13 protein-coding genes and 1 tRNA gene are annotated in these 16,257 nt (G+C 42.3%); 7 read left to right on the top strand and 7 right to left on the bottom strand.

All coding sequences use genetic code 11. The features are described 5' to 3' along the window. The first annotated feature begins 252 nt into the window (after positions 1-252). Positions 253-2,241, top strand: a complete 1,989-nt coding sequence (locus tag V7K44_RS23360) for a zinc metalloprotease HtpX (protein WP_334934844.1) — start codon at positions 253-255, stop codon at positions 2,239-2,241. A gap of 172 nt (positions 2,242-2,413) precedes the next feature. Here V7K44_RS23360 and V7K44_RS23355 read toward each other — a convergent pair whose 3' ends face one another. Next, a complete protein-coding gene (locus V7K44_RS23355; RefSeq protein ID WP_334934842.1) occupies positions 2,414-2,569 on the bottom strand; it encodes a hypothetical protein in 156 nt (51 codons plus the stop codon). 183 nt (positions 2,570-2,752) lie between these two features. Here V7K44_RS23355 and V7K44_RS23350 point away from each other — a divergent pair, with 183 nt between their 5' ends. Next, complete coding sequence (locus V7K44_RS23350) at positions 2,753-3,961, top strand: transporter substrate-binding domain-containing protein (protein ID WP_334934840.1); 1,209 nt, start codon at positions 2,753-2,755, stop codon at positions 3,959-3,961. Positions 3,962-4,090: 129 nt separating this feature from the next. Here V7K44_RS23350 and mazG read toward each other — a convergent pair whose 3' ends face one another. Continuing rightward, positions 4,091-4,915, bottom strand: coding sequence for a nucleoside triphosphate pyrophosphohydrolase (mazG, locus tag V7K44_RS23345; protein WP_334934838.1), 825 nt, complete (start codon positions 4,913-4,915; stop codon positions 4,091-4,093). A gap of 51 nt (positions 4,916-4,966) precedes the next feature. After that, entirely contained in the window at positions 4,967-5,554 is a 588-nt protein-coding gene (locus V7K44_RS23340) for a metal-binding protein (RefSeq protein ID WP_334934836.1), read from the bottom strand. 143 nt (positions 5,555-5,697) lie between these two features. Between V7K44_RS23340 and V7K44_RS23335 the strand changes: the two genes are divergently transcribed. Continuing rightward, positions 5,698-5,770: transfer RNA gene (locus V7K44_RS23335), tRNA-Val, on the top strand. Between the two features lie 141 nt (positions 5,771-5,911). Here the strand turns inward: V7K44_RS23335 and V7K44_RS23330 are convergent. From V7K44_RS23330 to V7K44_RS23320, 3 genes are read right to left on the bottom strand one after another with little or no spacing between them, the layout of a single operon-like run. Next, on the bottom strand, positions 5,912-7,300 hold the full coding sequence (locus tag V7K44_RS23330; protein WP_334934834.1) for a TniQ family protein: 1,389 nt from the start codon (positions 7,298-7,300) through the stop codon (positions 5,912-5,914). After that, positions 7,290-8,441, bottom strand: a complete 1,152-nt coding sequence (locus V7K44_RS23325) for an ATP-binding protein (protein WP_334934832.1) — start codon at positions 8,439-8,441, stop codon at positions 7,290-7,292. The genes V7K44_RS23330 and V7K44_RS23325 overlap by 11 nt, the downstream gene beginning before the upstream one ends. Positions 8,442-8,443: 2 nt before the next feature. Further along, entirely contained in the window at positions 8,444-11,140 is a 2,697-nt protein-coding gene (locus tag V7K44_RS23320) for a TnsA endonuclease C-terminal domain-containing protein (protein ID WP_334934830.1), read from the bottom strand. A 173-nt stretch (positions 11,141-11,313) separates the two neighbouring features. Between V7K44_RS23320 and V7K44_RS23315 the strand changes: the two genes are divergently transcribed. From V7K44_RS23315 to V7K44_RS23300, 4 genes are all read left to right on the top strand, one after another. After that, the gene (locus tag V7K44_RS23315; RefSeq protein WP_334934828.1) at positions 11,314-11,574 is read left to right on the top strand and encodes a helix-turn-helix domain-containing protein; all 261 of its coding nucleotides are present in this window, start codon (positions 11,314-11,316) and stop codon (positions 11,572-11,574) included. 50 nt (positions 11,575-11,624) lie between these two features. Then, complete coding sequence (locus V7K44_RS23310) at positions 11,625-12,614, top strand: TniQ family protein (protein WP_334934826.1); 990 nt, start codon at positions 11,625-11,627, stop codon at positions 12,612-12,614. A 132-nt stretch (positions 12,615-12,746) separates the two neighbouring features. Continuing rightward, positions 12,747-13,046, top strand: a complete 300-nt coding sequence (locus V7K44_RS23305) for a hypothetical protein (RefSeq protein ID WP_334934825.1) — start codon at positions 12,747-12,749, stop codon at positions 13,044-13,046. Next, positions 13,018-13,386, top strand: a complete 369-nt coding sequence (locus tag V7K44_RS23300; RefSeq protein ID WP_094348677.1) for a hypothetical protein — start codon at positions 13,018-13,020, stop codon at positions 13,384-13,386. The genes V7K44_RS23305 and V7K44_RS23300 overlap by 29 nt, the downstream gene beginning before the upstream one ends. Here the strand turns inward: V7K44_RS23300 and V7K44_RS23295 are convergent. Beyond that, positions 13,383-16,257: CHAT domain-containing protein (locus V7K44_RS23295; RefSeq protein WP_334934822.1), on the bottom strand; the 2,875-nt coding region annotated here is incomplete at its 5' end. The genes V7K44_RS23300 and V7K44_RS23295 overlap by 4 nt on opposite strands.

Here is a 16,257-nt window from a genome sequence, read left to right as displayed (position 1 = left end):
CGGACAAAGAGGCAGTAAGTTTACCGCAGCCAAAACATTATAAGTATTATTACAGTTGTTATTTCAAAATCTTAAACATGATTTATGCGTTCCCCAGGCTAGAGAGACATACTAATGTATGTTTCTCTAGTCTTTTACTTAAGTAAATATTTTATACTGTCATTATTTAAATTTTTACGAAATTGCAGTGACGATCGCTGGATCTATTGAGTATTGATAGATCAAATACCACTCCTTTAGTAGGGAGATCCTATGTCATTGCAATCTGCATTAGATGCTTTAAACCAAAAACGTTATCAAGAAGCGGTCGAATTACTCGAACAATTCTGCCGCGATTGCGCTGAACAGAATTCCTCAGATTATCTTTCAGCACAGATGTGGCTGATGAAAGCCTATCAAGCCACAGGCGAAACCGAAAAAGCCAAAGCCCTGTGTCAAAAGCTAATCATGAGTGAAAACCCACAAGCTAGAAGTTGGGCAGAACAAGCTAGTCAATCTTTCCGCCAAACGCCACCTAAAGCTAGCCAAAAAGCTGGTCGCGCCGCTACCACTGGGATGAAATTAGCGATGGGGGGTGTGGGCGGTAGTTTGGCATTAGCTTCTGGTGTCACCATGACCTTGCTGTTTGGCATGGTGTTGGCTTTAGGTTTGAGCTTAGTATTTATTTTGGGTAACGATAATCCACTCCAAGGATTAGCGATCGCTATTGGTATTACCCTAGTTTTTAATATCGCCGCCTTTTTCATATCTCCATTCATCATGGACTTAACTCAAGGCTGGCTTTACCAAACTCGCTGGGTAGAGTTGGCAGAAGTTGAAACCCTTAGTCCAGAGACAGCTAAAGTTATTCGCCAAGTCTGTGAGCAGAAAAAGCTAAAAACGCCGCGTTTGGGAATTATTAACGACCAAAACCCCACGGCTTTTACTTATGGCTCATTGCCGAACAGCGCCCGTCTAGTCGTCAGTCAGGGACTTTTCACATACCTCGATGACGATGAAATTGCTACCGTTTATGCTCACGAACTGGGGCACATCGTCCACTGGGACTTTGCAGTCATGACAGTAGCTTCTACCTTAGTGCAAATTTGTTACTTGATTTACAGCACAGCTAGAAGATTTGGGCGTGGTGGTGGCGATAGCAAAATTAAAGATGCGATGCAAACTGCTGCCTTAGTTGCTTACGTGTTTTATGTCATCGGTACTTATCTAGTGCTGTACCTCTCCCGCACACGAGAATATTTTGCTGACCACTTTGCAGCGGAAAGTACGGGTAATCCCAATGGATTATCCCGCGCTTTGGTAAAGATTGCCTACGGAATTTTAGAAGAAGGTTCGCGCGCACAAGAACCCAGCCGTTTAATTGAAGGGACTCGTGCCTTGGGTATCTATGACCATAAAGCCGCCGCTTCCACAGGAACCGCCTACCGCATTGCATCCGATACCCAAAAAGTTGGTCGCGTCTTTCTGTGGGATATGTTTAACCCTTGGGGTTGGTGGATGGAGTTAAATTCCACTCATCCCTTGACAGGCAAACGAGTTCGCGCATTGAGTAACTATGCCGAACAATTGGGTTTACCGACTGAGTTTGATATGGGGCGAGTTATTGGAGAAGGCAAAACTCTGAATAAGAGTAGGCTTTACGGCAACTTCTTTTTAGATGTTGTACTGTACGGCGCTGAAACAATTGGTTTCTTCGCTGGCTTGGTAATAGGTGTAATTTTGTTGTCAAGTTCGCAAAACACAGGTTTGGTAATGGGTGCGCCACTTATTGGCTTAGGGATTGGAATTCTCATCAAAGCCTTGGTGATGTTCCCCGACTACAAGCAAGCACCAGAAACCGATATTCTCACCCTGATGTCAGACCCTTATGCCAGTCCGTTACGCGGACAACCTGCAAAACTGGAAGGTCAACTTATTGGTCGTGGCGACGCTGGTTATAAATTTGGTTCCGATTTAAAAATTCAAGATCGTAGCGGAATGCTTTATCTGCATTACGCCTCACGCTTTGGTCCTATTGGCAATTTTTTGTTTGGGATGAAGCGAGTCCAAAGCTTGATTGGCGAACAAGTTGGGGCTGTGGGTTGGTTCCGTCGAGGTGTTGCGCCTTGGATGGATTTAATTCAACTCCAAAGTGAAAATGGCACTATTGTCAACAGTTACCATCGCTTCTGGTCATTCATTCTTGGCGGTGGATCGATTATCCTGGGAGTGGTCTTGACTATGTTTTTGAGCCGCAGCTAGCAAAGTTTCTAGGCTGCTGTCGAAGCATTTCTCAGTCCATCCAAGCTTTAATTTCTCAGGAGGTAGTTAGTAACTGCCTCCGTTTTTTATGGAAGGGGGCAGGAGGCAGTAGGCAGGCGATCGCATTTGCTGCGTTGGGGTTCGCATTTGTTACCAAAAGCTTAATTGTGCATTAAACTTGTGTGCTACCTTTGGTAACGTTCGCTACCACTGTCACTAAATCTTCTGGCTCAATTGGCTTGGATACATGAACTTGGAATCGAGCTTGCAGAGCGAGCCTATGTTCTTCATCTCTAGCAAATGCTTCCAAAGCTTCGCAGGTTGCCACGATGCCTTATTCTTTAACCAAGGGCAGTGCTACTGTGCTGGTTCGCGATTATTTGTCGAAGAAAATCTATTCATCCCCCTAAATCCGATCAAAAAAATCGATTTTAGAAGGATGATGAATGTGATATTTGATATGGGGTGGGCATGATAAATAGATTATGCACACAACCCTAAGAGAATTCTGATGATAAATGCGATCGCCAGTAGATTTCGCCAGCTTATGGCTGGGAAAAACAGCCCAATTGGCAGATATGACCATAAAAACAAAACCAAGCGTTCCTTAGCACTGTATACCTGCATAGGATTAGTAGGTGGAATTCTGGCATTGTTGTTAATGGCATCCCCAGGAGTGGCCCAAAAACCGGAACCTCAACAATCTCCACAACTCCAACAACCGTTATTAGTAGCTACACGAGTTATACCGCCCTTTGTACTATCAAACAAAGATCAGCTATCGGGATTCAGTATCGACCTCTGGCGCAGCATCGCTAACAAAATAGGTGTAGAGTCTAAATTTATTGAATATTCCAGTGTGCCGGAATTGCTTTCTGCTATTAAGGAAAGCAAAGCCAACTTGGGAATTTCAGCCATCTCAATTACAGCCGAACGCGAGCAGAATTTTGATTTCTCATTACCTATTTTTTCTGGGGGGCTGCAAATTATGGTCAGAAACCCAGAAAGCAACAACGGCGCCTTCCCAAATATTTTGCAATTGTTTTTCTCTGCTAGCCTCTTGCAGGTAATAGGCGTTGCCCTGGTGCTAATTGTCGTAGCAGCCCATATTATTTGGTTATCTGAGCGTCATCACAAAGATGGGATGATTCCCAAATCATACTTTCCTGGCATTTTCAAAGCCTGTTGGTGGTCAGCTGCGACATTAGCAACCCAAGCTGACGAAATGCCCAAGGGAGTAATGGGACGCTTAGTAGGTATCGTCTGGATGTTCATCGGAGTACTTTTTGCCGCCTACTTTACAGCCAGTGCGACTACCTCATTGACAGTGCAACAGCTTCAGGGCGATATCAGGAGCATAGACGATTTACCAGGTAAGGTAGTGGCTACAACTGCGGGTAGCACAGCCGCCACATACCTGCGAGAACATAAGATTTCAATTTTAGAAGTTACTAAGATTGAGCAAGCTTACAATGCTCTGCAAACAAAAAAAGCTGATGCCGTAGTGTTTGATGCCCCTGTACTCCTCTTCTATGCTGCCAATGAAGGCAAAGGAAAGGTACAAATTGTTGGCAGTATCTTGCGTGAAGAAAGCTACGGCATTATTCTGCCCAACAACAGTCTCTACCGTAAACCAATTAATCAGGCTCTGCTGAGTCTCAAAGAAAATGGCACTTATCAATCGCTATATGATAAGTGGTTTGATGCTGAAAAATCTTGAAGAAGGGAGTGGGAGAAATCAATTCAAAATTCCAAATTCAAAATTGTTCGCGCAGCGTCTCGTAGAGAAGAAAAAAACTGGGGGAGATGAGAGGACAAGGAGAATAATTTATGCCCAATGTCCCATTCCCTATTCCCCACTCCCTTCTTTCGCAAGTTGGGCTTTTGCTTGTTGCCAGAGAGTTTCTAACTCATTCAAACTGTAATCAGAAAGGGGACGGTCAACAACCGCCTCCATTTTTTCTAATCGCTGGACAAAGCGCTGATTTGTGCCTTGCAAAGCGGTGCTGGGGTCAAGATTATGCCAACGCGCTAGCTGAATCACGGCAAATAGTAAATCGCCTAATTCTGCTTCTTGTCGTTCTGGTGTTTCCTCAGCTAAAGCTTGCTGGAACTCTCCCAACTCCTCATAAAACTTATCCCAAACACCCTGAATATTTTCCCATTCAAACCCGATCGCCGCAGCCTTTTGAGAAATCTTTATCGCCGCCGTCAGTGGGGGAAGAGTACGTCCATAACGAGCGAGTTTCGCACTAAATTTTTGGGCGTCTGGAGATGCTTCGCCCTTTTCCGCAGCTTTGATTTGTTCCCAATTTTGTCGCACCTCATCCACACTGGCCACCGACACATCACCAAACACATGAGGATGACGGCGAATCAACTTTTGGGAAATTCCCTGAGCGATCTCCTTAAGAGAAAATTGCCCCGATTCACTAGCGATTTGGGCTTGTAATACCACCTGTAATAATAAATCGCCTAACTCCTCTGCGATCGCACCCTTATCCCCACTCTTAATCGCATCCACCACCTCATAAGCCTCCTCAATCACATAAGGAGTCAGCGTCTCGGCAGTTTGAGCCAAATCCCAAGGACAACCACCATCAGGCTCACGCAACTTCGCCACCACCTCAATCAACTCCTGCAACGCCGCCAAACTCTCATCTTGCTTTTCCATACCTCTGCGTACCTCTGCGCTTCCCTTAGCGTTCCTTTGCGTTTAAAAAAATTATTTCTTCACTCTCGCCCGACGACTACCACCCCTCACTTTCCGCCTCTTAATTTTGCCACTAGGAAGCAACCCCCGAACCCCCTGTTTTCGCACGCGCTTATAAGCCGAACCCCCCCAATCGCTGAGAGAATGACTCATTGCACCGAGTTCCAACCCCAAAAATAGGGCAACATATTCAGTATCGTATTGTACGAGCGATCGCCCCACAGTTTGTCCCAAATCTTGCCAACTAAAACTCAGATTCCATAACCTTTGAGCGATCGCCAAAACAAAAATTGCCAAAATAGCAAGCAAACACCCCAGATAAATCACCCGCAAAATCGTACCAATAATCGGCCCGTGGGATAAAAAAGAACGATGGCGGAGACTTTTTTGATAAGGTAGCCAAATCCAGCGTAAGAAACCCCAGCGTTGGAATTGCACAGAGTAAATATCCAAATCGGGGCCAAACATCAGCCCACCAAAGAGAAACCCGCCTGCAACCAACAAAGTCGCACTGCTACTGCGAGTTTGCCAAAAAGTAACGCCCGCCACCAATGGCAGAGCATACATAGTAATGCGATCGTGCGTCCGACCAGAGGGCATCCTAAATCCTGTTAGTGATAGCAGGGCGTTGAGCCAGTGCTGAGTAACTGAATACTGAGTCAGTATAAGAGAAAAAAAGATTTTCTTGAAACTACTAGCGCGATGCGAAATCTTTTGCTATATTAGTTAAGGATTAGTCAAACGGGCGGTTAGCTCAGTTGGTAGAGCGCCTGCCTTACAAGCAGGATGTCATCAGTTCGAGTCTGGTACTGCCCATAGTTGGAAAGCCGCCACTTTGGCGGCTTTTTTGTGACTTTACCCATAACTTTGCCGCAACGGCAAGCTTATGCTTCCAATAAAGGGTGGCAAGGTTATGGTTCCAGTTTTGTAAGCCGTTATAGGTAAAACTATAACAGCTTACAAACTAAACTCACATCGTGCATCATTAAAAGCAGCGCGGACTTTTTTATATCTAAAACACCCCGGATTTGTCATTAATTCACAAACGCGACCTTCTGTGGGATACACACCCTGAGCATTAAGGCTAAGGACAATCTCCTTAACCTCGCTGCAAAATTTTTCTATGATTTTGAGACGGCAAGCTTTATTGTAATTACGACATTTAGCAGAAATAGCACTACACAAATCTGGATAGTGTCTAGAAATAGTTCTGTTATGATGACCTAAACGCCTTGCAACTTCTTCCATTGTTGGTGGTGGTTCTTCATTACCTGCAAGTATTGCTAATAAAGCATCTTTTACTTGATATTGGTCGAAAGATTTTGGAGATACCCTTGGTGTGCAAGAAAGTTGGAGGTGCTTCTGCGAGATTTTTGTAAAAGATTTAGTAATTAGATTTTTTGGAGTAAGAAATTCTACCAACGATATCTCTAATTCGTAACAAATTTTCAGAAGTGTATTTAGCTCAGGCAAGGTTTTAGTAGACTGCCACATCCACAAACTATTTTTTGGTACTCCAATAAGACGAGAAAATGCAGCTGCATTATTTTCCGCAACTTTATCAATAACTATATTTAATGATTTTGTAATATTTTCTTTTGATGGGGCAGATTCAAAGCATTGAGCAGCTAAAATTAGCTCTTCTACAACATTGGCAGTCCAATACTGCCACTCCAACTGTAATTTTATTGATCCTTCACCATCTGTAAATGTCTTAAGGTATTGATTTATGCCTAACCACTCTGCACACTTTGAGCAGTAACCAGGTCTTGATTGCCAGTTTAATAAAGGTGATTTCTGATTGCAGTGTGGGCAAAGATCAACCAAGGGTTTTTGATGCTGAGGGCAAATTGTAATTAGGTTGATTGTCCAAAGCAATTGCTCATAAACTACTTGCCCATTTTGATGCCGCTCTTGATAACAAATTGGACACCAAGCTTTGTTGGTGCGAAATAAATTGCGTGGAGTCAAAATGTTAGACCAAAACAGCATGGTTAAAAAACGCAAGTCATCTCTAAGCGTCAATTTTTGTAACACTTGAACTAAATCTGCTGCCATCTCTCCCATGCCATTTAACGCTTGACTACGGTTGAATATTTCACGAAAACCTCGATTAGCTCCATTTTGGAAATATATTTTATTGACAAGCGGAGCAATTTCTCTAGTTATCAAGACTCCTGGAAGAACTCCATGCAACTCTGCTATCCGTGCGATATAACCTGTTAAACTCTCTATGTAAGGAGTCCCAAGACCTACAGGTTGAGGTTGATAGAGGCGACTACGTTGTGGAATTAATGGCTTTTTTAAATTCCAAGATTCGTATGTTTCTAATACACTAGCTAACATCTTGCTGCACTCCGATGGGATCTCTTTTAGGTTTGCGTTTGCCAACTTTTCCTGGCGGACGAGTAGTTTTTGGAGTTTCTTCAGGTAGCACAATTGGTTTTGCACCAAGTCCTAATGCAGAGCGTAAGTTTTGTATATCTGTTTCCGTTTCAGATAATTGTCGTTCGCCCTCTTGAATTTCCTTGAACATTCTCTGACACTGAGCAACCGACCAAGCACGTTTTTGTAAGTCTTTGAGAGTGACTGTTGTTGCTTGTCGATCTAGAGCATCTTTAAGAACGCGTGTTAGCCAATTTTTCAGTATGCCAACACATCCTAATGTACGTTCATAAAAATATTCCCAATGAGTCACTAAATCTGGAACTTCTACAAGTGGTATCTGCTGTTGAAAAGTCAACAATACACTTTTAAAAGCTTGTACATCCTCTGGATTGTCAGCACAATAACGACGGAAATGAATATCGACACTACGACGTGATAGTTGACCGCTCAAATTACGGAATGTCAGTAATTCGTAAGTTCCTAATAGACAATGCAAGATACCTGTCATATTTGCTACAGATTTGAGGCAGTCTAATTGATCTTGTAGCTTGTATCCGCTTGCCATCTTGCCAAAATGTTGTGCTTCATCTACAAAAAATACGTCTGGATGACGATGGATGAGAGCATTTTCTAAAGCTCTGCGTAAAGCAGGTGCAACTACTTTTGATTCAACATTAATTTTGCCAAAATTATCACGAGAGATACCACGCACACCGTAATCAAACTTGTGATCGATTAAGGGTTCCTCTAAGGCGATTAAGGCGCGTGTATAGTAATCTTTCCAGTTGAAGTTTCTCGATTCTGGGGCTACAGCTTCAACACCAACAACAGGAACACGACTGCGATCGCTTTCCAGTTTAGGTAATGCTAGTTCTGTTAATTTCTGCTCAACGCGGAGTCGCAAAGTTGTTTTACCAACACCACTGGCACCGTAAACAAAGATAAATGAAGCTCCTGCGGGTTCGGCAATCGTTCGCATGAGAATTTCATAGACTTCTTTAAGTCGAGGATGCGCTACGGTGTAATTTTCAAAGTAAGCAAGCCTTTCTGTAGCAGGCCGTGTGAGGAGTTCAAGAGGAAATCCAGTAGATTTTGTCATAGTTAAAACTCCTCATACACTACAAGTGTTTCTGGGACGATCGCTTCATCTTCATCCGCTTGAGAATCGGTATTGGCAAAAGTAACTTGAATAAGTTTTGGTTGTTCGTTACGGCTTGTTGTCGCTTTTCCACCCTCAATTACTCTAAAGACTTCCTTAACTTCTGCATCATAGGAACGCTGTTCTAATAGAGCTTCTTGAGCTTCTACCGATGCTAAAAATTCTGCTAAATTCTTAGCCGAAATTTTAGATTGTTGTGTATGCTTTGAAAAGCGTTTGCGTAACTCGGTACTAGCTAACTTCAGTTCTTTTTCTGAACGACCTTGGAGTTCTGCATAATATTGAGAGTTACACTCTACCCACTGTCCTCGAACAAAGGCGTAAGCGATGCCAATATTAAATGGGTCGTATCTTATCTGCACAGAGGTATTTTCAATTTGAGGATCGCGGAAACTATTAGACCAGTAGTATATGTAGTTAATTTTTACGCCGCGTCCAACTTGAACTTTTGCTTTTCCCTCTGAGGTTGTAGGTAGAGTAAGAATCTGAAAGTTTTCATCGTAAGGAATCATGCGGTGAACCCGACTGCCACCAATGGCCATACCCGCAGCAAACGCATCCCTCGGACTCTGGAAAAGTGCCGGATGTTCGTCTATATCATAAACTTGGTAAGCCCAAGCACAAAGATATTCATAAAGTAAACCAAGTGTCCATACAGCTTGATTTTTAGGGTTAACTGACTTAGTAACTTGGCGGACGTTACGAGTTATTTGTGTATTACCGAGTAAGTTATGGACAAATTGAGTATTGGAAGTTCCAAATAAGCGTTCGCAAACCGAACCAAAACGAGCTTTGGCTGGGGGTCTTTGCTTTTTTGTACATTCAAAAGTAGCTAGTAGTGTTTCAAAATAAACGCTGTGAAACTCTGCACCGTTATCTACCACTACAATTTGGGGAAGCTTGCCGTGACGCTTGACACAAATTCTTAGCACCATTAAGCAAGAACGATATGAGGGTGAGTCAAACGTTAGGTAAACTGCCAGCAATCGCCGTGAATAAGCATCTACGAGAAATGTTGCCCAAGGTCTGCCAAGATTGCGACCTGTATCAGAGCAAACTAGCTCTACATCTAACTCAGTATGATCTATATGCCCAATTTCAAAAGGGCGATCGCCGTGTCTTGGGGTAGTTATAGCAAGCTCCCAATAGAAGGATTCATGCTGATAAGCGGCACGATGACCTTGGCGTTTTTTAGTCTGTTCGTAACCAGTGCGGCGTTTTACTTCTTTGGTAAATGCTTTATAGCTCGGAGCAATTACACTAGATTGTTCGCAAGCTCGAACTAGAGCCAGGTAAACCTCCAACATTCTTTTTTGTTTAAGAGTTTCATAGTCTTCTAAAATAAACTTCTCCATAATTGCTAAGGTGTCTTCGGGCAGCTTGCGCTGACGATTACCTTTGACACTGCGATGGGACAAAAGCCCAATGTAGCCGCAACCGTATTTTTGAATTGCAGTTAGATATTTAGCTTTCCAGTGACGAATGGTACGGGCTGGTATTGTTTCGTTTTCTGGGGAATGTCCGTTTAAGTAAGGTTCGATAGTTTTGTAGCGTTCAAGAGCTTCTGCTTGGTCTTCAGGACTAGCTTGATAAAATCGCTGCCAAGATTCTGTGCTAATAGCTGTTTTTTCTGGTGTTTGGAGGCTTGTAATTTTTCCTTGGCGAACCAGATTCTCAAATATAGCTTTTTTAAGTTCAATTAACTGATTATTTTCTGCGCCAAGTATAACCTCTGTTTCTCCAACATGGATGATATTTAAACCTTTGCCGTCCCAACTAACAAGCGTTCCGGTAACAATATTGACTACAGGAGAGATAGCCGGAAGGCTTACACTTGGTTGCTCAACCATTAATCTATAAGCACTAGCAGTTTGTTCGTCACGGAAGATTAGACATCTTTCTGGTTCAGCTAGTGGTGTAGCATTTAAATCAATATAGATTTGCTCTTGAATAATTAAGGTGTAGATATCGTCAGATTTAGCTCCTGTTGACTGATTGAGTAATTCTGCTAAAGTGATTCCTGGTTGAGATGACACAACTGCAAGTAATGATTGAGCGATCGCTTCTTCCACTACTAGAGATTCTGAGCGATAATAATCTTCTAAAAATTGCAGATTACGTTGCAGAACCCAATTGATTTCCCGATCTGAGCGAATGCGGTAATAAAGCCCAAACTGGTTAGCATAGAATTCTCCTGGCAGGCAATGCCATTGATTATCTTCTTCAGAGTAAAAGTAACGATTGGGGTTTTTCTCTGCTAGTTTTTTCAAATCATGCTCAGTTTTACACTCTTCCCAACCAGCCGAATTGGTTCGGATGACAAATAAATCTGGAGTGTGTAAAACGCCTAATCTACGTCCGTTACTTGCTTGATAGTCAAGTTTAATTTGCGGTGGTTGATCGTAGAATTCTAGAACATCTTCATCGTGTTCTAACTGATAGATAATTGGCAGTTCAACCCGATGAGACTCAAATTGAATCGTGACTCCCATCTTGCGACTAGGGTAGCGTCCCGAAACATTCTTAGTACCGCCACCAACGCGACGGGATGGCTCAGATGAGCGAACTTTCTCAATAATTTTTTGCCCTGCCTCGGATATTTGAAGGCGAGCAACCCATTGTTCAAATTGCTCTTTCATATACTCCTTAGTAAGCGCTTTGCGCTTTATTTTATGAATCTATCAAAATAAGACCATAAAGTTAGGAACTTGCTTGCCTGATGCTATACTACTTAACTTTATAACACTTATATTGTGCAAAAGTCCACTTATAGTAGATGGATTTAACGGCGATACTAGTTCAGTATTGTTTTGTGACGCACAAACACTCCAGTATTGAGTACCGCTTTGGCAAAGCCATTAGACGGCGAAGACGAGAGCTAGATTTATCCCAAGAAGAACTGGCTGAAAAGTCAGGACTTCATCGCAACTACATCTCAGGAATCGAAACCGGAGAGCGTAACCCTTCGTTAAAAAATATTGTTAAGTTAGCCGCAGCTTTGGAGATATCTGTCTCCAACCTCTTTATTAATTACGGCATCGAGGTTAAGAGTGAATCGGAAACTAATTCCTAAAATTTAGCTGTTAAAACTAAAGTACCAGCGTTTAGGTTAATCCCAGAGGGATGACTATTTACTCAGAACATTGGAGCCTAAAACCTCTAGAAATCCCGCAACGGAGTCGGTTATTCTCTCTTGAACCTGTGGCGGTGGGAACTCCCTACACAGAAAGTCTTAGTAGCTATCTCCATCGTTTGGCACAGGCGCACTGTTTAACCTCTCAGAAGCTCGTTATGGGAGAAATTGCGCCACTTATTCTCAAAGATGAGGATAAATCTGAGCTATTGTCAAAAAATCTGAGTCACCTATTGGGAAATAGCGACGCTAAACCAGCTATTAACGGAATGCGAGGAATGACAGAAAAGTTAATCACTGTCTTAGAAGAGTTAACAATGCGTCAGGATTTACGCTTTTTGACCCTTTTAAGCTGGAAAGGAATGATTTATGACAAGGGATTATTTCGGAACTATCGCGCTTGGTGTCCTTGTTGTTGGGAAGAGTGGATGCAGGAGAACAAAACTATCTATGAACCATTATCATGGTCATTTAAGGATGTAGAACTTTGTTTGATTCACAAGCAGCGATTAATAGAAGAATGTCCTCATTGTGGTGCCCGTTTACCTGTGATGGCTAGGTTTTCACCTGCGGGATTTTGTTCTCGTTGTTACAGGTGGTTAGGACAGGAAATTAAAGGCGAAGAAGAAATAGAGAAATATCGAGTTAATATTCAAGGAATTAGCGAATTAATTGCACTTACTCCCCAATTAGGTTATAAACCCATCCCAATCGAGTTAACCCGAAAATTACAATTGATTTTGTTAGTGTTTGAACAAGCAATTGGAAAGGATGTGAAGTTATTGGGATATTTAGGAGGAATCATGGAATCGTTGAGGATAGCCTCAAGAACAAATCAAAGTCAACCTTATCATTTGGTAAAGTTGATTATTCCTGTGTGTGAGAAGGCGAAGATTAGTGTATTCCAGTTGTTTGGGTCAGATTTTAAGGAATTGGGCAAGATATTGTTCGGGAATTTTAGTCTGGAATTAAAGTTGTAGAAGTTTAGTATAAATAAAAATTTATGCTTAAAGGAGTTAAGTCGGTATGGAAGTGCGATCGCCATCAACTCAAAATTTTAGCGAAGTGTCCAAATTGTCAAGCACCTTTTAAAATGCCTGCGCTGTGGAAGGATGGGTGTTGTCATAGATGTAGGACTCTGTTTGCGGAAATGGCAAAGCAACAGAAAGGCTAGTGACTGCACCAGAAAAATGTTTGAATTAACCAAGTATCTAGGTGAATTTTTCTGGTTGTCGAAAATGGGCGTAGCCGTAGCCCGTCGTAGACATCGCACTCCAAAATTACTTCTACTATTGATATCGTGTCAGCACCACATCTCTGGATTCGGCGTTAGATATATAATTACTCAAGATTTTTGTGTATTTATTTACTGGTTAAAACTAGATGATTACCGTTACACCAGAGGAAATTAGTCAGTTTCGTAGCGAATTGGCAGATAATCCCCAAGCTTTAGTAGCTTTGGACACTATCGAAGAGTGTGAAGGTTATTTAGACGATGCCGTTCCACTGCTGGTTATGCGGGAAACTGCACAGGAAGCAGATAGAGGATTAAATGATTGGTTGGAAAAATCCCGCCAATTTGTCTGTCAGGAAGAAGTTAGAGAAGCCTTGGAATCTGGATTGCTTGCTCCAGCGATAGAAGCGATCGCTATTGGTATTTCCATTCCTCCTGGTATAGCAACTGCACTCAGTATTTGCGTGTTTAAACTGGGTGCGAAAAAGTTTTGTAAAGTCCCCGAATCTGGTGCTTAAAGTCCAGAAGCTGTAAATCCAGCCCAGTAGTAGGGATTTGCAAAAGGTAGAGGTTGACGTTGCTTGATTAGTTTCAAAGATTCTTGAAATATGATGCGTTGTCCTACTCTTAGTTGAGCAAGGACTTTTTCAATCTGGGTTTTGTATTCCTCCACAAATATGTCTAATCCCTCAATAGTCAGATTTCGCAGCCAGTTTTGAGCTTGCTTAAGGGCTATAGCAATATCTCCTGCTTCCAATCGATCAAGTTTGAATAAGTTTTCGTAGAATTTAATCATCAAAAAGCTGGTGGAAAGATCATCTACTTTCCATAGGGAACTAACGACACTGGGACTACCAGCTAATAGAAAACCGCTAGGTAAGCCAATATATTCATCGCTGGCATTGTCAAAATCAATTAATCCAGTTTCGCAAGCGGAAAGGGTGACGAGGCGACATTTTTCTAAATTGAGAGCGAAGATTTTATCTAAGGTAAGGCATTTTTCTAAATCATGGGTTTCCCCTACTCGTAAATTCAGGTAACGTTCGGAGTTAGGTTTTGTTGGTGTGTCTGCGATCGGTGCATTCGCCAAAATTAGTGCTGATTTACTGGCGTTTGTCAAGTTAAAATACCCGTGACAGCTAAAGTGAGTGCAGTGGTAAGTATTTAAGTCAGAATCATTAATTGCTGTGAGAGTCGCTGCCGATTTTTTCAGGACGTTGGAAACATTAAAGTAAGTTTGAATAACTTGTACTTCTAAATCTGTATAGTTTAAATCACCTGTGGGATTTTGAATTGCAAACAAGGATTGAAAATCAGGACGTTTGCGCTGTTGTACCTGTTGCAATAGTTGACAACTGGGTGCATAACTCATACCACCAGCAAATAAATCCAGAAGACAAGACAAATTTTCAGAATTTTGATTTATTGGAATTGCATGAAGAGGGAATAAATGCAAAAACAGATGGGGAATTAGGATGAGTTTATCGCAGTGCTTTGGTATCTGGTTTAATATTTCATCAATGTGCAGAATGGAGGCTAATTGTTTAAGTTCTTCCCCTAAGTTATTCAGCCATTGGTCTTTTTGCACGTAGTAATTCTGCAAATATTGATTTACCCAATTTACCAAAGCTTTTCTATCTTCTGGTTGGGATTGCCAAACTGTTACCTCTCCTCTTTTTGTGACAATAAATGCCAGAATTTTGTCATTGAGAATATACCACTCAATAATGGCTGTACAGTCATCCAAAGTGGGTTGGAATGAGTCAAATTTGAAACCATAACCAACGGGTAAGTAGCGGTTTTGCAATTCATTTCGCTGTTGTCGCAACTGTTGCAGATGTTGTGATAGGACTTGGAGATTTTCAGCTTTGCCATTTTGGATTTGATATTGTCCTACGGCTATTTCATCCCTGTATGTTTCTAGTTGAGTGAATACTTCTGGAGGGAAGATGGTTTGAGAGTCGCGTTCGAGGATTTGTTCAACTAAACTGCGGGTTTTACTACGTTCAACATATTCAATTGCTTCGGTGATATTAGCTAATTCCAGGCAAACTTCCACTATGCTGCTATAAACTTTGTTAAAGGATTCCGCTTGCTTGCGTTTGCTTTCCTCCCCAGAAACGATTTCTGACCGTAAAGATTCTACTGTGTCAATGGCAGATTTAAACTGATCGTAAGCTGAGGTAAACTGGTTACTGTTTTGGTAAGCAATTCCCAGTCCCCACAAAGATTGTGTATGTTCTTGAGGCAAAGCTTCCCTGGTGAAGACAGTTAAAGCAGCAGTAAAAGCAGCGATCGCATTTTCGATGTTATCTGCCCTATCTCCTTTAATTTTCTCCCTGTAGGCAAGTGCGAGATTATTTTGCGTTGCTGCCCAATCTAGAGGCAAAGCTTCCCTGGTTCTGACAGTTAAAGTAGCAGTAAAAGCAGCGATGGCATTTTCGATATTCTCTGCCTTATCTCCTTTGATTCTATCGCTGTAGGCAGTTGCGAGATTATGTTGCGTTGCTGCCCAATCTAGAGGCAAAGCTTCCCTGGTTCTGACAGTTAAAGCAGTAGCAAAAGCAGCGATCGCATTTTCGATATTCTCTGCCTTGTCTCCTTTGATTCTCTCCCTGTAGGCAAGTGCGAGATTATTTTGCGTTGCTGCCCAATCTAGAGGCAAAGCTTCCTTGGTGAAGACAGTTAAAGCAGCAGTAAAAGCAGCGATGGCATTTTCGATATTCTCTGCCTTGTCTCCTTTGATTCTCTCTATGTAGGCAGTTGCGAGATTATTTTGCATCATTGCCCAAGCTTGAGGCAAAGCTTCCCTGGTGTAGACAGTTAAAGCAGCAGTAGAAGCAGCGATGGCATTTTCGATATTCTCTGCCTTGTCTCCTTTGATTCTCTCCATGTAGGCAAGTGCGAGATCATTTTGCGTTGCTGCCCAAGCTTGAGGCAAAGCTTCCTTGGTGAAGACAGTTAAAGCAGCAGTAAAAGCAGTGATGGCATTTTCGATATTCTCTGCCTTGTCTCTTTTAATTCTCTCCCTGTAGGCAGTTGCGAGACTATGTTGCGTTGCTGCCCAATCTTGAGGCAAAGCTTCTCTGGTTCTGACAGTTAAAGCAGCAGTAAAAGCAGTGATGGCATTTTCGATATTCTCTGCCTTGTCTCTTTTAATTCTCTCCCTGTAGGCAGTTGCGAGACTATGTTGCGTTGCTGCCCAATCTTGAGGCAAAGCTTCTCTGGTTCTGACAGTTAAAGCAGCAGTAGAAGCAGCGATGGCATTTTCGATATTCTCTGCCTTGTCTCTTTTAATTCTCTCCCTGTAGGCAGTTGCGAGATTATGTTGCGTCATTGCCCAAGCTTGAGGCAAAGCTTCCTTGGTGAAGACAGTTAAAGCAGCAGTA

Origin of the sequence: Nostoc sp. (assembly GCF_036917235.1) — a bacterium.
GTDB lineage: Bacteria > Cyanobacteriota > Cyanobacteriia > Cyanobacteriales > Nostocaceae > Nostoc.
This window is presented reverse-complemented; position numbering and strand designations above follow the sequence as displayed.